Genomic DNA, 19225 nt, shown 5'->3' on the forward strand with positions numbered 1-19225 from the left:
CCGATCGAACCCCACAGTCAACCCAAAGTCATGGATTAATCTCAGTCCGCATTGGGTTTTATTGCTTTTGCTGATCTTCTCACTGCCAAGGGAATTACGGAATTAATGTCCTATTTTAGGTATTAATTAATACATGTAAAAAGGATTGCCGAGAACCGCTTCAATCATCCAAATCCATCCTCTTTTGGACTGGTCTTGAATCGGTGGCCGCAGGCCATTGCCCATGGAGTTGCCCAAGGACTGCTGACCCAGAATTCAGCAATTGCCGGATCCGCGATCGAATTCGCCTGATATTCTGAACAAGCTGACCGGCTGAGTCTTGGGCCCATTCAACCCCATCCATCGGCTCAGGAAACCATCCCCTTGGGTCAGTCTTAACCTGTTTTTGCGCTGTTGAGATCGCCCTGCCTTGCAATACCTGCGCGATGGTCAAGCCATTTATGAACAGTCCTTCGCCACGATTCGGGCGGAGGTGGATTTGGCACAATTGCCCACGGATTTGCAGCCGGTGGCGGTGCGGCTGATCCATGCTTGCGGGATGACAGATTTGGTGACGGATTTACAGGCCACGGCCGGTGCAGCGACGATCGGCCGATCAGCCCTGGCGACCGGTGCGCCGATCCTTTGCGACGCGCAAATGGTGGTGCAGGGCATCATCCGCGATCGATTGCCGGCCACGAATCCGGTGATCTGCACCCTGGGCGATCCAGCAGTGCGGCCGTTGGCCGAGCAAATTGGCAACACCCGATCGGCGGCGGCGGTGGAACTGTGGCGGCCCCATTTGGCGGGGTCTGTCGTGGCGATCGGGAATGCGCCCACGGCCTTGTTTCACCTGCTGGAATTGCTGGATGCGGGTTGGCCAAAACCGGCGCTGATTTTGGGCTTCCCGGTGGGATTTGTGGGAGCGGCGGAGTCGAAGGCGGAATTGGCGGCAAATTCGCGCGGCGTACCGTTCATCACGCTGCATGGCCGGCGGGGCGGCAGCGCGATCGCGGCGGCGGCGGTGAATGCCCTGGCAAAGGAGCTAGAAGCGTGACGGGCAAGCTTTACGGCCTGGGCGTGGGGCCGGGCGACCCGGAATTGCTGACCCTGAAGGCGCACCGAATTTTGACGACCGTGCCGGTGGTGGCCTATCCGGCGGCGGCCGATGGCGGCTCGGTGGCGCGGGCGATCGTGGCGGCGTTTCTGCAACCAACGCAAATTGAAGTCCCGATCGTCCTGCCCTTCAGCCCCCAGGAGTCGGCGGCGGCGGGCTACGATCGCGGCGCGGCGGAGATTGCAGCTCACTTGGCGGCGGGGCACGATGTGGCGGTGCTCTGCGAAGGCGAACCGATGCTCTACGGTTCGTTCATGTATTTGCTAAATCGACTGGGCGATCGCTTCCCCACGGAGCTAGTGCCAGGCATTTCCTCCACCCTGGCAGCGGCGGACGTGGCCCAAGTGCCCCTCACCTATCGCCAAGATGTGCTGACGATTTTGCCGGCCACGCTCGATCGCCCGACCCTGCGCAATCGCCTGGCCCAAACCGATGCGGCGGTGATTATCAAACTGGGGCGGCATTTCGAGAAGGTGCGATCGGTGCTCGATGAGTTGGGGCTAACGGGGCGATCAATCTATATCGAACGGGCAACCCTACCGCAGCAACAAATCCGGGCGATCGCCCAGGTAGACCCGGCCGCCGTGCCCTACTGGTCGCTGATCCTAATTCCCAGCCACAGCCAACCGGGAGCTTAGGCTAAAAAATCACCATGGTTGCCGCAGGTGCAACGGCCGCTGTCCCCGGTGCTGAGGGTCGATCGGGTGGGCGAATCAGCAACCCTTGGCCCGTCGGTAACGAGGCGATCGCCACCTGTCTTTGGCGGGCAAAGTCATCCATTCCCAATTTTTGCGGGCGATAGCCGTTGTAGGCGTAGTCATCCAACAAAATCACCGCTCCCGGCACGAGTCGCGGCCACAGAAACTCCAGGGCCGCTACTTCCGGCGGTGAGCAGTTCAGGTCAATGTGGACAAAGGCGATCGCCCCGGAATCAATCTGCGGCAAGGTTTCCGGGATTGATCCCTCAATGATTTTGGCTTTGGGCCATTCACTGAAGTTGCGGCGCACGGACTCCACACCACTGACATAAAAGCCGTTGTCGAGTAGCTCGCGGTTTTTGTCGAGGATGCCGCCGGCCCGTTCGTGCTCGGACACGTATTTGGGATCTAGCCCCTGGAACGTGTCGAGCAGATAGAAGGTGCGATCGCCCCGATTCCAATCCAGGTAGTTCATAATCGCCGAACTGAGGAAGCCGTGATTCACGCCGCATTCCACGAAGTCCCCCGGTAGTTGGGCCGCCGTGGCCGCCGCCCACAGGCCCACATGGACGCGCCAATGCCATTGGTAATCCCAGCCCACGGCCTGTACACCGCGCGCATAGGCCCGTTGGAAGGCGGGATCGTCCATGAACTCGTGGTTGTGGACGCTGCGGAGACCGTCGCGATCGTAGACGACCTCCCCCAGTTCAGGATTATGCATGGCTCTAGACCTCAGCCAGTTCCCGTTCAGCGCGCTTGTAGGCTTCGTCGATCACTTCCGAGAGGGTCGGGTGCGCGTGCACCACAAAGGCCAGGTTCTTCACAGAATCGCGCTGGGCAATCGCCGTGGCCACCTCTTGGATCAAGTCCGAAGCGTGGATGCCAAAGATATGCGCGCCCAACACTTCGCCCGTGTCCTTGCGGAAAATCACCTTGGCCAGACCGTCCCCTTCGCCCTCGGCGATCGCCTTGGAGTTGCCCTTGAAATAGGTGCGAGTCGTACCCACGCTGAAGCCTTCCGCCTCGCCCAGTTCCTTGGCTTGGGGTTCCGTCAAACCGACGAAGCTAATTTCGGGATGGGTGAAGGCGGCGGCGGGAATGCTGCGGTAATCGACTTCCCGATCGCGCCCGCAGATGTTTTCGACCACCACCACGCCCTGGGCGGAAGCCGCGTGGGCCAGCATCATTTGCCCCGTCGCGTCCCCGATCGCCCAGAGGTGCGGCACGGGTTCGCCATCCTTCAGCACCTGCATCTTGCCATTCACGGGAATGAAGCCGGGGCGGTTGGTTTCCACACCCACGTTCTCCAAACCGATATTGGCCGTGGCGGGGCGGCGACCCGTAGCCACCAAGCAAGCATCGACTTCCAACACGTCCACCACTTCCTTGGTTTTCGCGTCGGTCAGCTCGATCGTCACCGGCGCACCGGGGGTGATCTTGGTGGCAAACACGCCGGTATAGGTTTCGATGTCACGCTGATCGATCAGCGTCCGCTTGGCCACCTTGGCAATGTCGGGATCAAAACCGGGCATCAGTTGATCGAGCGCCTCGATCATCGTCACTTCCGCGCCCAGAGCCGTGTACACATCGGAGAATTCCAGCCCGATGTAGCCGCTGCCGATGATCGCCACCCATTGGGGCACGGATTCCAGCCGCACCGCTTCATCGCTGGTGAACACCGTTTTGCCATCCAGCTCGATTCCCGGCGGCACAAAGGGCACAGACCCGGTGGAAATCAAAATATTGCGGGCGCTGATCGTTTTGGTGATCGTGCGGTTGCCGTCGGCGGTGTTCACTTCCACTTTTTGGGGAGCCAGCAGTTTGCCCCAACCTTGGATGATGTCTACGCCAATCCGCTTCAGGCTGTTGGTCAGGTCGCCTTGGATTTTGCCCACGAGATTAGTGGCGTGGTCGGCGATCACCTGGCGATCGAACTGCACGCCGCCCACTTGGATGCCCATGGCTTTGAGGTGTGCGGCATTGCGAAGATCTCGCACCCGGCCGGAAGCCGCCAGCAAGGCCTTGGAAGGAATGCAACCCCGGTTAACGCAGGTGCCGCCCATTTCGGCCGCTTCCACGATCGCCGTTTTCAGGCCACAGGCGACGGCATGCAGTGCTGCACCATGGCCGCCGACTCCGGCTCCGAGGATCAACAAGTCGTAGTCGAATTCTTGAGTCACGCCCGCCTCCTGGGTTTGGATTGCTCTCAAAGTCCCCATTGTCCGGCGAAAGGGGCGATCGGGCAATTGCCACCCGGCCACCAAGCCGCCCCGGCTCGCTCAGTCTCGCCGTTAGCATTCAATAGATTGGTCGATCGCTAGCAACTGGGATCCCGTTTCACAAAGGGCATGAGGTGCATCATAAAATCTCGCTTCCCAATTGCAGCACCAGCCATCCGCAAAATGCCATAGGTTGTAGTTAGGTGAAAGTAGAAATTCGGCATCAAAAAATCATCCACATAGGCTAATCCTGGCAGCTCCAACGATAGGCCTTCTCCTAGGTCAATGCGATGAATTTCTGAGAGTTTGGCATCTCCGGCGTTAATCTGACTCAGCAACTCTCGGGTGGAGGTGATGTAATCCCGAGCAGTTTCCAAGGTGGTCACTTCAGGGTTCAAGTTGCTAGCGGGTTGGTCAGCGCACCAAAGGGCAAAGTTACGCGGCTGGTTACAGGTAAAGGCGATTTGTGTGCCAAAGGGCAGCATGTCGGGCGCAAGCCGAAGCTGAAAGAGGGCAGCCCGATCGGCGACAAAGTGAGAATCGGCAATATCCAGCAAATGGCTTAAGGTTTCTAGGCGAGATTCAAAAATCGCCCGAAATCGCTTAATTCTGATGTTTTCCATGATGTTTGAAGCAATAGAGCGAAAGACCCCAAACCTGAGCAGCCACAGATAAGGCGCTCTTTCAAAACAATATTAACTATAAATTTCAGTTTCCATCGTGGCAGTAATAGCCCGTAGGATCCAAGTTGCCCATCCACAATCCATAACCCAAGCGATGCGATCGCACTCAGGGAAAAGGTAATGATTGCTTTTGAAATGAATAGCGCCTCTCCTAGAGCGCAATGAGCATTACTTACTCTATTAGCGACTCTCGATCGTCTCGAATTGTTTTTAATCTAAGGTGATTTTCTACTGTTTTCAGCATTGTCATCACCATTTTTGCTTTTTTGATTGAATATCGTAATCCTTGAATGACCTCTTGCAGATAGTCTTCGCTCTGAATCATCTTACTTTGACTATGAGATGCAATCGAAATTCCTTCCATGTATTGGTAACCCAAATGGATATAAATTCCTGGTTTAAAAGTTACTGATTTTAGATCTTGCTTGTCCTGTGTAAGGGTATACTCTTGCTTGAGTTCCAAGTATTTTTTCCACGCCGATTCTAAAGCTTGAATATGAGCTTCAACTTCAGAAGAATCAATACGGATAGTATGAACTTTATATCTTAAATCAGGGCCAGCAAACGTATAATTGATATACCAGCCATCAGGATTTACAATTAATTGCCCTGTACAAGGCAGAGTCTCAGAATACTCAAACTTTCCCATATTTTGCATCATGTGAAGTAGACCTATTAATTTCGTAGTAGATGTTTATACAAGTAGGTTGGGTTGAGGCACAAAACCCAACACCAGTAGCTTTGATAGTGATCACGTTGGGTTTCGCAAGGCTCAACCCAACCTACTAGCTGGTTGCGGCTAGCGTCAACTGAGTATGTTCAGTATTGTAAACAAATGGGAAAAATTCCAGCAGCAACTCTGAAATCGGATGAACAACCAGAACGTGCGATGAGTCGTCTTTGGAATCGATACACAAGGTAATTAGAAATACTAGCAAACGATCTCAATAGGATGACCTAAGATCGATCGCCCGATGGGCAAACGCCACCACCTCATCAATTTGATCAGTTTGCGCGGGATAGACAATCGAAGGGCGATCGATCACCAGCAACTGCACGCCTAATTCCCTTGCCAACGCTTGTTTGAGATCCAGCCCCCCTGCTGCCCCGGCTGCTTTGGTAACAACCACTTCGATCGCCCGATTTTGCCAGTCGGCTCGCTCTTGGGCCGGATCCACCGGCAGGCGCTGGCCAATCACCTCTGAGCGATCGAACCCGAGGGCGATCGCCTGGGCCACGGACTCCGGCAACACCCGCACCCACAAAGCCGCCACCCGATCGCGCCAGGGCAAAATCTGCGGCAAAGCCTTCACCCCCAAAGTGAACAACACCAGCCGATCACGCAGGAATCGATCGCACAATGCGGCGGCTAGATTGGGCAATTTCAGGGCTGGCGGCTCCAGGGGAATGGCGGGCCGCTCAAACCGCAGATAGGGAATTGAGCGAAGGGCAGCGGCGGCGATCGCCTGCTGGGAAATTTCCGTGGCGAAGGGGTGGGATGCGTCGATGATGCCCCGGATGGCGCGATCGGCTAGCCAGGGCATGAGGTCAGCGGGAGCAAACGCGCCCGATCGCACCACACCGTTTAAGCCGTCATAGAGCCGAGCGGCCGCCGGGTTCACCACCGTGGCAATCCAGGGCAAACCAGCGCGATCGAGGGCTTGGGCAAGGGTACGGCTATCGCTGGTTCCGCCAATTAACCACAACATCAAGGGGCCAGAGCCTGCCACTCAGGGAAACGAGAAATTCAGTAGTGCCTGTGAAGTAATGATGAGTCATCAAGCGATCGACAAGGGGCATTGCGGTGATCAATCAATTGCTAGCTTGCTGCTTCGTGACGGTAAAAAGACAGGGTTCGCCAAACCAAACGACAGATCCGCTAACGCAATGCATGACTCAATTGTTGCCAAGTAATTGATCAATCTGGTTTCTTGGCCCGCAAAGTGCGACCACCTGCAACCGCCACATAGGATTCAATCCAAGATTCAGAAACCTGCGCGACTCGCGCAATGGCTGCTTGGGAAAGCCGCTCTAGGAGCAGACGATCAATGAGCGCAATCTGCTCGGGTGTGACTCGTTTCTGAGTAGGGTGCTCAATGAACTGTCGGCCACAGGCTTTGCATTTGAAGCGTTGCTTGCCGTTGTGGATGCGACCATTTTTGACCGTGTGGCTGGATTGGCATTGAGGGCAAGCAGGCATGAACTGAAGTCATAGATTACTGCTGCCAGGTTAGCATCATTACTCCACAGGCACTACTAAATAACCCCCATCATCCTGAGTTGAAACCGCAGTTGCTTGACGATACCCATCCAAGGACAGTTATCCTATACTCGCGGTTGAAGACATAATTAGCTGCCTTGTCTAGGCTCATATTGTATGCAAGCACAAACTATTCAAACTTATCTCAAAGCTTGCTCAAAAGAAGAACTCGTGCAAATTTTGCTTGATTTGGCAAAGCGCAATCCTCCTGTTGAGCGTTTCCTAATTGCCAAGTTTGACCCCACTACACCAATATCTGAATTTGATGACTATAAGGCGGAAGTCCGAGCTGAGTTTTTTCCCAAACGTGGATTTGGAAACGGCAGTCCATCAATTGTCTTTCGTATGTTGCAACGTGTCGAAGCCGAGGCCATCAGCCCGAAGCAGGTGATCGATTTTATCTATTACTGTGTCGAAACTGGGGTGGAGTTTACCGCTGCCTACGGAGATATCAATGAAGAGTACTATATATCCTTCGAGGATCTCTTCGAGCGAGCTGCAGAACTTGCAGCGAGCGAAAACTTGATTAATGAGTATGAGGCGCGTGCCCTGCGCATTGTTAAAAGCACAGATAGGATGGGGTGGGGATTCTATGACAACTTGGAGGACATCTTCAAAAGGTACTTTCCTGCGACGGATGAAATCTAATACAACACTATTGTGACCATAAAGCTTTGGTAGACGTGAGTTTTAGGGGTTTAGCGAATCATCAGTCCTGAGTTGGGCGATCGCCTCCAGATCAAGACCCGTAGTGCGACTAATCGTCTCATCGTCCAACACACCCAGCAATTGTTGGGCGATCGCCCGTTGCGCCGCCAGTTTTCCTTGCTCAATGCCCTGCTCGATACCCTGCTCGATGCCCTGACTGAGAGCTTTTCTAATTGAATTGCGCTGATCCTGAATGAAAATTTCCTGATGTTCTAGCTCATCAAGCTCTTGAGCATTCAGGTTGGCTTGGTTCGCGATCGCAAAAGCTTTTTGAATCTCCGGAACCGCTTCCATGCTGGGTGGCACAGACTCCAGCTTTCGGGCAGCTTTCAAAAAATACAACCACTTATCCATCAAGGTTTCTAGATCCGGAAGTTCCTTCTGGAATTTGGGTAATTCAATAAATACCAGCTCAATATCATAGATTGATGAATAATCAGTCAGATAGGTTCTCTCTTTGAGAACGAAGCGCGAAATGAGTTGATCTAGCTCAGGAAACATCTCAAAATCAACGATCGTGAGCGCAATCACCGGTTGCAGATCCGTATAGCCATCCCCGATCGCCAATTGATTACTGTAAGTTTTGGCAGCATTGTAGAGAATGCGTTTTTGAAAGCCTTCGACATTTAAAACCTGCATTTCAATGATCACCGTCTCGGTTTGGCCGTGACTGTCGGCGATCGTTGCTTTAATGTCGAGATAGGTATCTTTGAAACCACGGATTCGTGGCCCAAGATGAGGATTGAGAATCTCCAGCTCGCGAATGGTGGAATTTCCCTCATACAAAACCGCATTCAGAAAGCTAATTAAAATATCCTGACTCTGCTCAGAGCCAAAGATTTTTTTGAAAGCATAATCAGTTTTAGGATTGATAAAGCGCATAGTTCTTCTCGATAGCAGTAGGAATGCTGCGCGATCGCTAGTCAAGCTATTGCCATCATAGCGATTATTGATGCGATCCTTGGGTTAGCAAAACATCAAACTCGTTGAGCGCGATCGCCCCCAATTCACCAGAAATGAACAGGGCGATCGCTTTGTCCCAGTCGATCGCCCCGATTCATTTCCTTTCGATGAATTAGATAGCTTGCTCTAGCTGCCGCGATGGCGCTGGGCGATCGTGGCAATCCGCTGACCATATTTCTCAGCCGTTAAGCGATCGCCTGGGTGAACGATCGCTTCACCGCCATTGGGATTCAGATCGCTTTGACCCATCACCCCCAAAAACGACCCGAGGCGATTCACCCCCTCATCACTGCCCACGTATTGACTGGGCATTTCAGCCGCCCCCACCCAGATCATCCCGTGCTGGGCCGCGTTAATCGCCATGTATAGCAGCGTGCCCTGCTTGTCGCCGCTGGGGGAGCCGGAGTGGGTGAACCCGCCAGCGATTTTGTCCTTCCACTGTTGGGCAAACCAAGCTGAGCTGGCCGCATCCACAAACGCCTTGAACTGGGCCGCCACGCCGCCCATGTAGGTGGGCGACCCAAACACGATCGCATCCGATCGGGTCAAAGCATCCAGCATCTCCGGATCTTTCCAACGCCCCTCGGTAATCTGCGCGCCGGTAATCCGCAGCAGCCCGGCCGTCACACCGTCCACTTGGCTGGCTCCCCGCGCCACCGATTCCGCCATCAGATGGGTGTGCCCAGATCCCGAAAAGTAGACCACTGAGATCGTCGTCATAAAAACCTCAATACGGACTGGAAACGAGCGGCCTCGGCCCGTGATGCCGATCCTAGAAGTCAATGCCAACTAAAGTAAAGTAGGAACCTAAAAGTAACTAACTTCCTTTTTACGCCCAAAATTGAGTCTGGAACTGCCTGCCCATGCCTCGCCCCTCCAAAGAAGTGAAGTGCTGCCCCGTCAGCCTGTTGATGGATATCTTGTCTGGCCCCTGGACGCTATACCTGCTGTGGGTGATGACGACGAAGGGGCCGATCCGCTTTGGAGCTTTGAAGCGGCAAGTGAAGGGCATTTCCACCAAAGTGCTCACGGAACGGCTGCGGCGGCTGGAGCGTGAGGGGCTAATTTATCGCCACTACGAAGCGACCGTGCCGCCCCAAGTCAGCTATGGCCTGACCGATCGGGGGCTAGAACTAGTGCAGGTCTTGGATCAGCTCGGCGACTTGGCCCTGCGCTGGTATGGCGATGGCGCGATCTCCCCGTGTAACCCCGACTCCGAGACTGCTGAAATTGTCGTTAACTATCCCTAGGAATCGATCGCTCAACTGTCCTGGTTAGCGATCGCACAGGCTGGATCGTTTTGCCCAATTCGTAAATTCCTATAATTTCAGCAGTAGGAACAAAAAATAGCGCTCGACCTAATCTATGGCTCCGATTCACCTGCTTGATACCCGCACCGCCAGTTTTGGCGACCTACTGGGCAATGGTAAACGTTATCAAGTTCCGCTATTCCAGCGTGATTACTCTTGGACTGAAGAGAATTGGGAAGACCTTTGGCAAGATATTTTGGGCTTGCACCAGAATCCCAATACTAGCCACTACATGGGGGCGATCGTTCTGCAAAATTCTCGAGAATCTGACCAGCAATTCACCATTATTGACGGCCAGCAGCGATTGGCGACCCTAAGCATTATTGCGATTGTGGTGATTGACAAAATAAAGCAACTAGCAGAAAAAGATATTCAGTCTGAAGGAAATCAAGAGCGACAAGAAATTTTAAGACGTACTTACTTGAGCGATAAAGATGCTAGATCGTTGCGCTATTCAAGCAAAATTCGTTTGAATGCCAACAATGATGGCTTTTACCAAGATTATCTGATCAATTTAAGAAAACCAAGAAATATTCGATCTTTCGCGAAATCTAATCAGCTAATCTGGCAGGCTTTTGACTATTTTTCCATTCAAATGAGTCAACAACTGGGGATAATCAATGATGGGGAGAAACTAGTTGATTTTCTCACAGATATTGTTGCCCGTCGGCTGTTGTTTATTCAAATCAATGTAGAAGATGAACTGAACGCTTATACAGTGTTCGAGACCTTAAATGCTCGGGGGCTAGAACTCAGCTCAACAGATTTACTCAAAAATTATCTCTTCTCATTGTTGCGAGGCCCAGATGACCTGCAAGCAGCACAGCGCCAATGGCAGCAAATGATCAGCACCGTGCGGATGGAGAAATTTCCTGAATTCTTACGATACTATCTCAGCATCGAACAACCATGGGTTAGGCGAGAGCGACTCTTCAAAATGGTTCGAGCATCGGTCAAAGATGGTTATCAGGTATTTGACTTGCTAGATCGACTCGAAAGCTATAGCAGCCTATTTGTTGCTCTTGGCAATGCCCAGGATGATTTTTGGCGCGAAACACCTGCCAATCGGGCCTACATTCGAGAATTAGAGTTATTTCGGGTGAAGCAAGCTTATCCGATTTTATTTGCTGCTCACGGCAAGTTTTCTGATGCGGACTTCACACGACTGTTGAAGCTAATTAGCGTGCTGTCGTTTCGATATACGGTTGTTTGTGGTCTGAATCCCAGTGAACTAGAGAAGATTTATAACCAGGTTGCGATCGCGATTCAAAACTCAGAAATTACAACTCCTAAACAAGTCTTTGAACAATTGCGATCGGTCTATGTTTCCGATGAAAAATTTGCACAGGACTTTGAGCTGCTGACGGTTGCTACGAGAGGGCAGCAGAAAAAACTGGCTCGCTATATTCTGTGGAAGCTCGAAAATGATGCAGCCAATCAAGAAATTGTCGAGGAGAGTTTCTCGATCGAACATATTTTGCCCGAATCACCGGAGCAGGATTGGCTCGATGATTTTACCGATGCTCAAATCACTGACATGGTGTACCGATTGGGCAATTTAACTCCCCTGGAGCCGCCTCTAAATCGTCAAATTGGGAACCGGCCTTACGCCATCAAGCGGGATGTTTATCCAACGAGTGCCTATCGCCTAACTCAAGAAATTTTGGCTGAAGAATGGACTCCGAATGCGCTGGCAAATCGCCAAAAACAACTGGCTAAGCGAGCGGTACACATCTGGCGATCGGACTTTGCGACCTAGCAGCAATTGCCGATTGATTCCGTCACTCAATCCTAGGAATTGATCGCTTGGAATTGTTCCATGAGCCAGCGGATGGTGTCTGCGTCATCGTTGCGATCGGTTCGTTCCAAGGCCTCCGCAACGATCGCCATCGACAGGCCCGGCAACACCTGGGATTCCTCGATCGCCCGGCTACCCCGATCGGCGATCGCAAAGGCAATCACTTGGCGCTCATTGGCGTTGATCACCCAATATTCCCGCACGCCCAATTGTTCGTAGAGCAAGCGCTTGGGGCCGAGATCGTCGTTGAAGCTGCTGGCTCCCACTTCCACCACCAAGTCCGGCGGCCCAAACCGATCGAGGTCGATCGGCTCGTTGCCCTTGGGTGGCCACTCGGGGCGATCGCCCACATAAACCGATAAATCAGGCTGGCATTCTTGAGCGCCGGTTTTTCGCAAGCTCACGTTCAAGTAGCGCACCACTCGCATCTGCCGTACCAGGGCATAGAACGCCACAATGTCGGTGGGCGGCAGGTTTTGGCGAGCGTGGTCATGGCCTAAAGGAGTCATCTCAAAGCGCATCCGGCCGTTGTAGTAGTAGCTGCGGCGATCGGGTGGGGCGGCGGGGTCATGGGCGATCGCCAGGAATTTGTCCCAGGTGGCGGGCAACCATTGATCCAGCGGTGGATCTGTAATGGTGGCGGGTGGTGGCGTTGTGGCAAGGGTCATGGGAGAGTCCCCCAGCGATCGGGCGGTGACTGTTTCCAGTGTAGCGAGGCGTTTGATCGCAACCGGCCAACAGGGCTAATCAACAGTTGATGGCCATTGGTTGACGACCATTGATGGCTATTCGGCCCCAATCGGCTAAACTACGGTTAGTCGATCGGAAAACCGGCTTATTAAGCCATCAGATTAGCCATGACCGCTGTTGCTTCCCTCCATCATCCTCTTCTGTCCAAAGGAACCCGCCTGTTTTTGCGGCGATCGCCCTTGCCCCTCGCGCCCGATCGCCTGTGGCAAATCGAATCCGGCGTGGTGCGCACCTTGGCTTGGTTAGATGACGAATCCTTGGTCACTTTGGGGCTGTGGGGGCCCGGCGACTGGGTGGGCGCGCCCCTCTCCAACGTGGCTCACCACCACGCCGAGTGTCTGACGGATGTGAAGGTGCGGTCTGTGCCGATCGGTCAATGGGCCCCCAACCCTTCAGACCTGTTACGCCGCAGCCAACGCACCGAGGAACTGCTAGCCATCCGCAGCTATCGGCGCGTTGAAATGATGCTTCTGAAATTGTTGGACTGGCTGGGGCAACATTTCGGCCGCAACACCCAAAATGGTCGCGAGATTGACTTGCGGCTGACCCATCAGGATTTTGCCGATCTCCTGGGAGCCACCCGAGTCACCATCACCCGCGCCTTTGGGCAGTTAGAGCGCCAAGGATTAGTCACCCGATCGCTCCATCGAATTGTGTTGTGCCCCGATCGAACATGGCACTACGAAATCTAGTTCTCCCTCGATCGCGCAATAGCACCCAGATGCAACCGGCAAATCATGATTGGTGGGAGACCTAGGAATTGATTGAGGATCAATTCCTAGCCATGATTCCTAGCCACGATTCATCGCAGGTTCTGGGGAAGTGAATTGGGGAACTTAAGCTGAATCTCGAAATCCCAGCCGATTGCTGACTAAGTAATAGGGCCGCTGCTTCACTTCGTCATAGATTCGACCAATATATTCTCCTAGGATCCCCAGGAAAACCAATTGAATTCCTCCCATGAAAAAGGTTGTGGTCAAACCATAGGCCCAATCTAGAAAGCTATGGCCCAAAACAAATTTGAAATAGAGACCAATCAACCCCAAGGCAAAGGCAATCAGCGCACAAAGCAGACCCACATAAACCGTAATTCGTAAGGGAATGACGGAAAATGAAAAGATGCCATCAAAGGCCAATTTAAACAATTTACTGATAGTAACCCGGGGTTCGCCACTGAAGCGGGGCCCCCGTTCCACCACCACTCCCGTTTGCCGAAACCCAGCATAGGCCCGCAAACCGCTGAGGTAGCGATTACGCTCGGGCATGGATCGCAGAGCCGCCGCCACTTTGCGATCCATGAGCGAGAAAATCCCAGCATCAAGGGGCAAGGTTAATCCAGACAGATAATTTAAGAGGCGATAAAACAATCGAAAGGCAAGGCGTTTAAGGATGAATTCTTTGCGTTTACGACGAATGGCATAAACCACATCATAGCCCGCTTGCCACTGTTCCACGAAGGATAAAATGGCGCTGGGCGAATCTTGTAAATCACCATCCATCAAAATCACCGCATCCCCTTGGGCGTGATCAATGCCAGCAGCAAGGGCGCATTGATGGCCGAAGTTGCGAGAGAGCTGCAAGAGGCGAACTTCAGAATCGCGATCGATCAAATCCTGCACAATTTTGGCAGAGTGATCAACACTACCGTCATCTACAAAAATAATTTCAGCAGGATCTGCTAGTTGATCAAGGGTGGCGCGGAGTTGTTGCCATAATTCCAAGATTGTTGCTGCTTCATTAAAAATTGGAATCACAATCGAGTAGCGAGGTTTCACGGTGTTTACCCTGTCGAACCGCTAGAGAGTATCTGAGAATTATCTTGGGAAATGTGTGCTGATTGATAACTTTGAAATTGATAATCTTGAAAAGGATGATTTTTAAAAGTAAAAGTGCCCTCTGATGAAAAAAGCTGAGTCATCAAGGCGATCAGGTGGTGGTGCGGCTCCTAGGGTTGATTGAACTGGGATTTAGCTGGATTTTGCGGGGCGATCGAACCCGATGACTTCTGACAGGGTATAGAGAGGGCGACCTTTGACTTCTTCATAAATTCGCCCCACATATTCCCCCAAAATGCCAATGCTGACGAGCTGGACGGCTCCGAGGAAGAAGATGGCGATCGCGATCGCGGCAAAGCCTGTGACGGGGGATTGGGGTTGGGAAATGCGCCAGTAGAAAACCATGGCGGCCATGACCAGGGCGATCGCAGCGGAGAGCAACCCCAGGTAAACCGACAGCCGCAGGGGCGCCTTGGAGAAGGACACTAACCCATCGATCGCCAGCCGCGCCGATTTGCGGAAGGTATATTTCACTTCTCCGGCAAAGCGTGGATCGCGGTGAAACTGCACGGCGGTTTGTCGAAAGCCCACCCACGATCGCAGGCCGCGGATATAGCGATTGCGTTCGGGCATGGTGTTGAGCAAGTCCACCACGGCGCGATCGAGCAGGCAAAAATCCCCCGTATCGGTGGGAATTTCAATATCCGCCAGTTGCTTGAGCAAGCGATAGAACCCATAGGCGGTGAACCGTTTGAACCAGGTTTCTTTCTGGCGGGAAACCCGCTGGGCATAGACCACTTGATAGCCCGATCGCCATTGTTCGAGCATTTCAAAAATCAGTTCCGGCGGGTCTTGCAAGTCCGCATCCAGAATCACCACCACTTGGCCTCGGCAGAAGTTCAAGCCGGCCGTGACAGCGATTTGGTGACCAAAATTGCGGGCTAAGGAGAGATAGCAAACTCGAGAATCTTGGGCTTGCAGCTCGCGGATCATGGCTAGGGATCGATCGCGGCTGCCGTCATTAATTAACACCAGCTCAAAGGGCCCATCCAATTGCTCACCCACGGCCACCACGCGCCGATATAACTCTGCGATCGTTTCCTCTTCGTTGAAAATGGGCACAATCAGCGAGTAGCGCGGGTTCATAGAACAAGAGCCTAAAGGTCGCAGCAGCAGGGATCGGCTCTCAGGATACGCTGTCTTCGGCCTGGCGTTCAGGTTTCTGCGAACTGGATCAGGGGGCAGACTTAGCCGATCGCGCCGGGAACCAATCCCAACAACACCCCTGCGATTGCCCCGCAGGCCAACACCTGCCAAGCCGCCAACCGCCACCGCAACAGGCCCACCATTCCCAAAATCAAGAGTGCCCCGGTGGCCGCCGACAGCCAAGCCACCCCCCGATCGATTTGGAGAGCGGCCTGCACCAAAGGCAGAGTAACCGCCAAAATGGCCCCGAGCACGGCGGGTGTGATCCCTTGCAAGAAGGCGCGTACCCAAGGATTATGGCGCGATCGCCGCAACAGGGGCGCGGCCAACCCCACAAAGCCAAAGGAAGGCAGAAAAACCGCGACGGTGGCGGCGAGGGCCCCGAGAACACCGGCCACTTTGTAGCCCACAAAGGCGACGGTGAGCAGGACAGGGCCGGGGGTGACCTGCCCAATCGCCACGCCGTGCAAGAACTCGGGACGGGTCAGCCAGCCCAACCGCTGCACCACTTCCAATTCCAGCAAGGGCACGATCGTTAGCCCACCACCAAAGACCAGGGTTCCCGCCCGCAAGAACGTGCTGATCAGTTCGGGGCCGTAGGTGTGGATGCGTTCCCAACCCCAAAAGCTGGCAACGGTCAGGGATTCCGGCGGCAAGGCGGCAACAAAGGTGGGCAGCAAGATGCCCCAAGGGCCGATCGCCCCTAAGGCGGAGCGGCGCGGCCCAAAAAACACCAACCCGGCTAGTCCCGCCAAGACAAAGGCCCACAAGATTCCCCCAGTGCTGAACCGCAGCAGCCCAAAAGTGCCCAGGGCGATCGCCCAGCGGATCCAAGGGCGATCGCCGCCCAGCAAAACCTTGCGCCCTAATTTCCAACAAAAGGTCAAGACAATGGCCACCACGGCCGGGGAAATGCCCAAAAACAGGGCGGAAACGGCCGGTAATGCCCCATAGCGAAAGTAGGCCCAAGCAAGGGCCACCACCATCACCCAAGCGGGGGCAATGAAGCAGAGGCCTGCCAACAGGGCCCCAAGCCAACCGGCACGGCAATAGCCGATGTAGATGCCGAGTTGGGTGGAGGCAGGGCCGGGCAACATTTCGCAAACGGCAATGCCTTCGGTGAATTCTTCCGCTGTTAGCCAACCCCGCTGCACCACCACGGCTTCATTCATCAACGCCATGTGGGCTTGGGGGCCGCCAAACCCGGTCACACCCAAGGTAAGAAAGAGGCGGGCCAGTTCCCGCAGTCGATCGGGCAAGGAAGGGGTGGGCGATGCGGCAGTCATGGGCCAAGCAAACTCCATCAAAACCATCACATCCCAGCAGCCTAACGGACAGGGCGATCGAACCTAGGTATTCTGGCCAACATTGCTCTTGACTAGCGATCGGGCAATTTGGACAGTCAGGGATCGTAGGCTCAATGGGTTGATTGGGCACAATGGCGCTGCAAAATCACGCGGCAACGTTTTAGGGCGATCGGACTAATAAACGGATGATTGCAGACGGTTAGTCACCAATAATCACATAATCACAGAAGTTTGATTGCAAACGGTTAATTGCAAACGGTTAATTTCAAATCAATAATTTCCACCAGCTCAGGCGGTGGTGTTGGCAAGCTGGAGACTTTGACCTTGACCCTTTCCCCGATCGGCGATCGCTTTTACACGGCCGATGTATTTACAACCCAAGCCTTTGGGGGCAATCCCCTGGCAGTGTTCCCGCAGGCCAGCGGCCTGAGCGAGGAACGAATGCAGGCGATCGCCCGAGAGCTGAACCTGTCGGAAACGGTGTTTGTTTTGCCGCCGGAAACCCCCCAGGGGACTCGACGGCTGCGCATTTTTACGCCAGGGGGCGAAATTCCCTTTGCTGGCCACCCCACGGTGGGCACAGGCTATGTTTTGGCCAAAATTGGCGAAATTAGCCTCACGGGTGATGACACTCGTTTGATTTTTGAGGAAGGGGTGGGGCCCGTGCCGGTGACAGTGCGATCGCGGGCGGGACAACCGATCGCCAGTGAGTTAACCGTGGCTCAGTTGCCGGTGGTGGAACCCTGGCAGGGCGATCGCGCGGCCATGGCCCGGGCGATCGGGCTAACGGTGGCGGATTTGACCGTGCCGGGCTGGGAACCGGCCACGGCTTCCTGTGGCTTGCCCTTCACGGTGATTCCCCTCCGCGACTTGGCGGCCCTGAACCGGGCCCGCTTGCAGATCGGCCCCTGGGAAGAAACCTTTGGATCCACGGCAGCCCCCCAGTTGTATTTGGTGACGGGGTTAACGGGCGATCGCCCCCTGACGGTACGGATGTTTGCTCCGGCATTGGGCATTGCGGAGGATCCCGCCACCGGCTCGGCGGCAGCGGCCTTGGGGGGCTATTTGGTTCAGGGGCGATCGTTTCCCGACGGCGAACCGTCTTGGGCAATTGCCCAGGGGGCGGCGATTCAGCGGCCCAGCGAATTAACTGTGACAGTACGAATCGCCCAAGGGAATATCACCGAGGTGCGAGTGGGGGGCAGCTCGGTGCTGGTTTCGGAAGGGGTAATGTATCGCGCCTAATTCTGGCTGGCTTAATCTTGGCTGGCCAGTCCTGGCTGGCCTAGTCCTGGCTGGGTAAATAACCCAAACGATCGAGCGCGGCCAACACCTGTGCCGTGCAATCCTCTAGGGAATCCCGATCGGTGCGGCATTCCACCTCCGGTTGCTCCGGCGCTTCGTAGGGATCATCAATGCCCGTGAAGCCTCGAATCAAGCCCGCCCGCGCCTTGGCATAGAGGCCCTTCACGTCCCGCGATTCGCAAACCGCCAGGGGGGCGTTGACATAAACTTCCACAAACTGCCCAATCATCGATCGCACCTCTTGGCGAATGGCGCGATAGGGCGAGATGGCGGAAGCGACCACAAACACCCCATTCCGAGTCAGCAGATGAGCCACGAAGCCAATGCGCCGGATATTTTCATCGCGGTCTTCTTTGCTAAACCCCAGGCCCTTGCTCAGGTGTTGCCGCACCAAGTCGCCATCCAGAATTTCCACGCGCTGCCCCCGGGCTTTGAGGGCCTCGGCCACGGCCTGCCCGATCGTGGTTTTGCCCGCGCCACTCAACCCCGTTAACCAAATGGTTGCGCCGATCGTTGAAGTCGGGCTTGCCGTTGAAGATTCCATATCAAACTGCTTTAAAAGTGCATCTCAATGCATCAAAAATGCGTCTCGAAACCAAATTCTGCGCAATACAAAATTCTGCGAAACAAGAATTCCTGACAGAATTTTTAGAGAACAGACAAGACACCGCTGATTCCCGGCTCAGCAACAGCCTAGCTAGGCCCCAGGGGCGGATCCGCACAGCCACGCGGCAGCAGCCCGCCCCGATCGGGAAGATTACTCAGCCGTAGACGAATCTTGTGAATTGGTGGTCTCTTCCTTGTCTGTTGGTTTCAGGTCGGGCACAAAGTCGGGCCGGTCTCTGCCTTCCCAGCCCGCCGGACGCTTGGAGTTGTACCAGGCGATCGACCCGATCGACACCGCCGCAATGAACCCCACAACATAGACCGCCACAAACGCCCAAGGAAAACCCTGGCTCACGCCGGGCAGTGCCAGCAACTGGGAGGTCACCAACGAGCCAAACAACGTCGGCAAGGAATGGCCAAACAACAGGGCGGTGTCCATAAGGATTACAAAAAGTTACAAACCACTATCCAAACACAACAATACCCTAAGGGCTACCACCGCCGTCGCTGGTGGTGGGGGGTGCGACGGGTGGTGGGGGTG

Annotated in this window: 19 protein-coding genes and 2 pseudogenes; 7 read left to right on the top strand and 14 right to left on the bottom strand. The window is 54.4% G+C overall.

Translation table 11 applies throughout. The features are described from left to right. Nucleotides 1–409: 409 nt before the first annotated feature. Together AMR42_RS12395 and cobI are read left to right on the top strand one after the other, a co-directional pair. The gene (locus AMR42_RS12395) at nt 410–1036 is read left to right on the top strand and encodes a precorrin-8X methylmutase (protein ID WP_099533863.1); all 627 of its coding nucleotides are present in this window, start codon (nt 410–412) and stop codon (nt 1034–1036) included. Next, on the top strand, nt 1033–1734 hold the full coding sequence (gene cobI, locus AMR42_RS12400) for a precorrin-2 C(20)-methyltransferase (protein WP_099533865.1): 702 nt from the start codon (nt 1033–1035) through the stop codon (nt 1732–1734). Before AMR42_RS12395 ends, cobI begins: the two co-directional genes overlap by 4 nt. Before the next feature lie 64 nt (nt 1735–1798). Here cobI and AMR42_RS12405 read toward each other — a convergent pair. From AMR42_RS12405 to AMR42_RS20870, 6 genes and pseudogenes are all read right to left on the bottom strand, one after another. Continuing rightward, nucleotides 1799–2515 (bottom strand): annotated as a pseudogene (locus AMR42_RS12405) (TylF/MycF/NovP-related O-methyltransferase); the annotation flags it as partial. A 4-nt stretch (nt 2516–2519) separates the two neighbouring features. Further along, on the bottom strand, nt 2520–3974 hold the full coding sequence (gene lpdA, locus AMR42_RS12410) for a dihydrolipoyl dehydrogenase (RefSeq protein ID WP_099533903.1): 1455 nt from the start codon (nt 3972–3974) through the stop codon (nt 2520–2522). Between the two features lie 137 nt (nt 3975–4111). Further along, nucleotides 4112–4636, bottom strand: a complete 525-nt coding sequence (locus AMR42_RS12415) for a DUF1993 domain-containing protein (protein WP_099533868.1) — start codon at nt 4634–4636, stop codon at nt 4112–4114. 232 nt (nt 4637–4868) lie between these two features. Continuing rightward, complete coding sequence (locus AMR42_RS12420) at nt 4869–5357, bottom strand: hypothetical protein (protein WP_099533869.1); 489 nt, start codon at nt 5355–5357, stop codon at nt 4869–4871. Between the two features lie 283 nt (nt 5358–5640). Then, a complete protein-coding gene (gene cobK, locus AMR42_RS12425; protein WP_234406979.1) occupies nt 5641–6426 on the bottom strand; it encodes a precorrin-6A reductase in 786 nt (261 codons plus the stop codon). Nucleotides 6427–6782: 356 nt separating this feature from the next. Then, nucleotides 6783–6896, bottom strand: a pseudogene (locus AMR42_RS20870) (IS1 family transposase); the annotation flags it as partial. Between the two features lie 177 nt (nt 6897–7073). Here AMR42_RS20870 and AMR42_RS12435 point away from each other — a divergent pair. Beyond that, nucleotides 7074–7604, top strand: a complete 531-nt coding sequence (locus AMR42_RS12435) for a DUF6155 family protein (protein WP_099533873.1) — start codon at nt 7074–7076, stop codon at nt 7602–7604. Between the two features lie 42 nt (nt 7605–7646). On the opposite strand, the gene AMR42_RS12440 is transcribed toward AMR42_RS12435, so the two are convergent. Then, nucleotides 7647–8546 (bottom strand): Rpn family recombination-promoting nuclease/putative transposase, encoded by a 900-nt coding sequence (locus AMR42_RS12440; protein WP_099533875.1) that lies wholly within the window; start codon nt 8544–8546, stop codon nt 7647–7649. 207 nt (nt 8547–8753) lie between these two features. Beyond that, nucleotides 8754–9347, bottom strand: a complete 594-nt coding sequence (locus AMR42_RS12445) for a flavodoxin family protein (protein WP_099533877.1) — start codon at nt 9345–9347, stop codon at nt 8754–8756. A gap of 143 nt (nt 9348–9490) precedes the next feature. Here AMR42_RS12445 and AMR42_RS12450 point away from each other — a divergent pair, with 143 nt between their 5' ends. Then, entirely contained in the window at nt 9491–9877 is a 387-nt protein-coding gene (locus tag AMR42_RS12450) for a helix-turn-helix domain-containing protein (protein WP_099533879.1), read from the top strand. 115 nt (nt 9878–9992) lie between these two features. Then, nucleotides 9993–11696: a DUF262 domain-containing protein gene (locus tag AMR42_RS12455; RefSeq protein ID WP_099533881.1), complete on the top strand. Its 1704-nt coding sequence runs from the start codon at nt 9993–9995 to the stop codon at nt 11694–11696. A 32-nt stretch (nt 11697–11728) separates the two neighbouring features. Here the strand turns inward: AMR42_RS12455 and AMR42_RS12460 are convergent, their stop codons facing one another. Further along, nucleotides 11729–12403: a Uma2 family endonuclease gene (locus AMR42_RS12460; RefSeq protein WP_099533883.1), complete on the bottom strand. Its 675-nt coding sequence runs from the start codon at nt 12401–12403 to the stop codon at nt 11729–11731. Nucleotides 12404–12592: 189 nt separating this feature from the next. Between AMR42_RS12460 and AMR42_RS12465 the strand changes: the two genes are divergently transcribed. After that, nucleotides 12593–13177 (top strand): Crp/Fnr family transcriptional regulator, encoded by a 585-nt coding sequence (locus AMR42_RS12465; protein WP_099533885.1) that lies wholly within the window; start codon nt 12593–12595, stop codon nt 13175–13177. Between the two features lie 144 nt (nt 13178–13321). Here AMR42_RS12465 and AMR42_RS12470 read toward each other — a convergent pair whose 3' ends face one another. The 3 genes from AMR42_RS12470 to chrA form a co-directional block, all read right to left on the bottom strand. After that, a complete protein-coding gene (locus AMR42_RS12470) occupies nt 13322–14260 on the bottom strand; it encodes a glycosyltransferase family 2 protein (protein ID WP_099533887.1) in 939 nt (312 codons plus the stop codon). Between the two features lie 192 nt (nt 14261–14452). Next, complete coding sequence (locus AMR42_RS12475; protein ID WP_099533889.1) at nt 14453–15406, bottom strand: glycosyltransferase family 2 protein; 954 nt, start codon at nt 15404–15406, stop codon at nt 14453–14455. A gap of 101 nt (nt 15407–15507) precedes the next feature. Continuing rightward, complete coding sequence (chrA, locus tag AMR42_RS12480; protein WP_099533906.1) at nt 15508–16752, bottom strand: chromate efflux transporter; 1245 nt, start codon at nt 16750–16752, stop codon at nt 15508–15510. Between the two features lie 345 nt (nt 16753–17097). Here chrA and AMR42_RS12485 point away from each other — a divergent pair, with 345 nt between their 5' ends. Next, a complete protein-coding gene (locus AMR42_RS12485) occupies nt 17098–18018 on the top strand; it encodes a PhzF family phenazine biosynthesis protein (RefSeq protein WP_234406980.1) in 921 nt (306 codons plus the stop codon). Nucleotides 18019–18058: 40 nt separating this feature from the next. Here the strand turns inward: AMR42_RS12485 and cysC are convergent, their stop codons facing one another. Both cysC and AMR42_RS12500 read right to left on the bottom strand, forming a co-directional pair. Continuing rightward, nucleotides 18059–18622 carry an adenylyl-sulfate kinase gene (cysC, locus tag AMR42_RS12490; protein WP_099533891.1) on the bottom strand — a complete coding sequence of 188 codons (564 nt, stop codon included), beginning with the start codon at nt 18620–18622 and terminating at the stop codon, nt 18059–18061. Nucleotides 18623–18835: 213 nt separating this feature from the next. Further along, complete coding sequence (locus AMR42_RS12500; protein ID WP_234406981.1) at nt 18836–19123, bottom strand: photosystem II assembly protein Psb35; 288 nt, start codon at nt 19121–19123, stop codon at nt 18836–18838. Nucleotides 19124–19225 lie beyond the last annotated feature (102 nt).

Origin of the sequence: Limnothrix sp. PR1529 (assembly GCF_002742025.1) — a bacterium.
Lineage (GTDB): Bacteria > Cyanobacteriota > Cyanobacteriia > CACIAM-69d > CACIAM-69d > CACIAM-69d.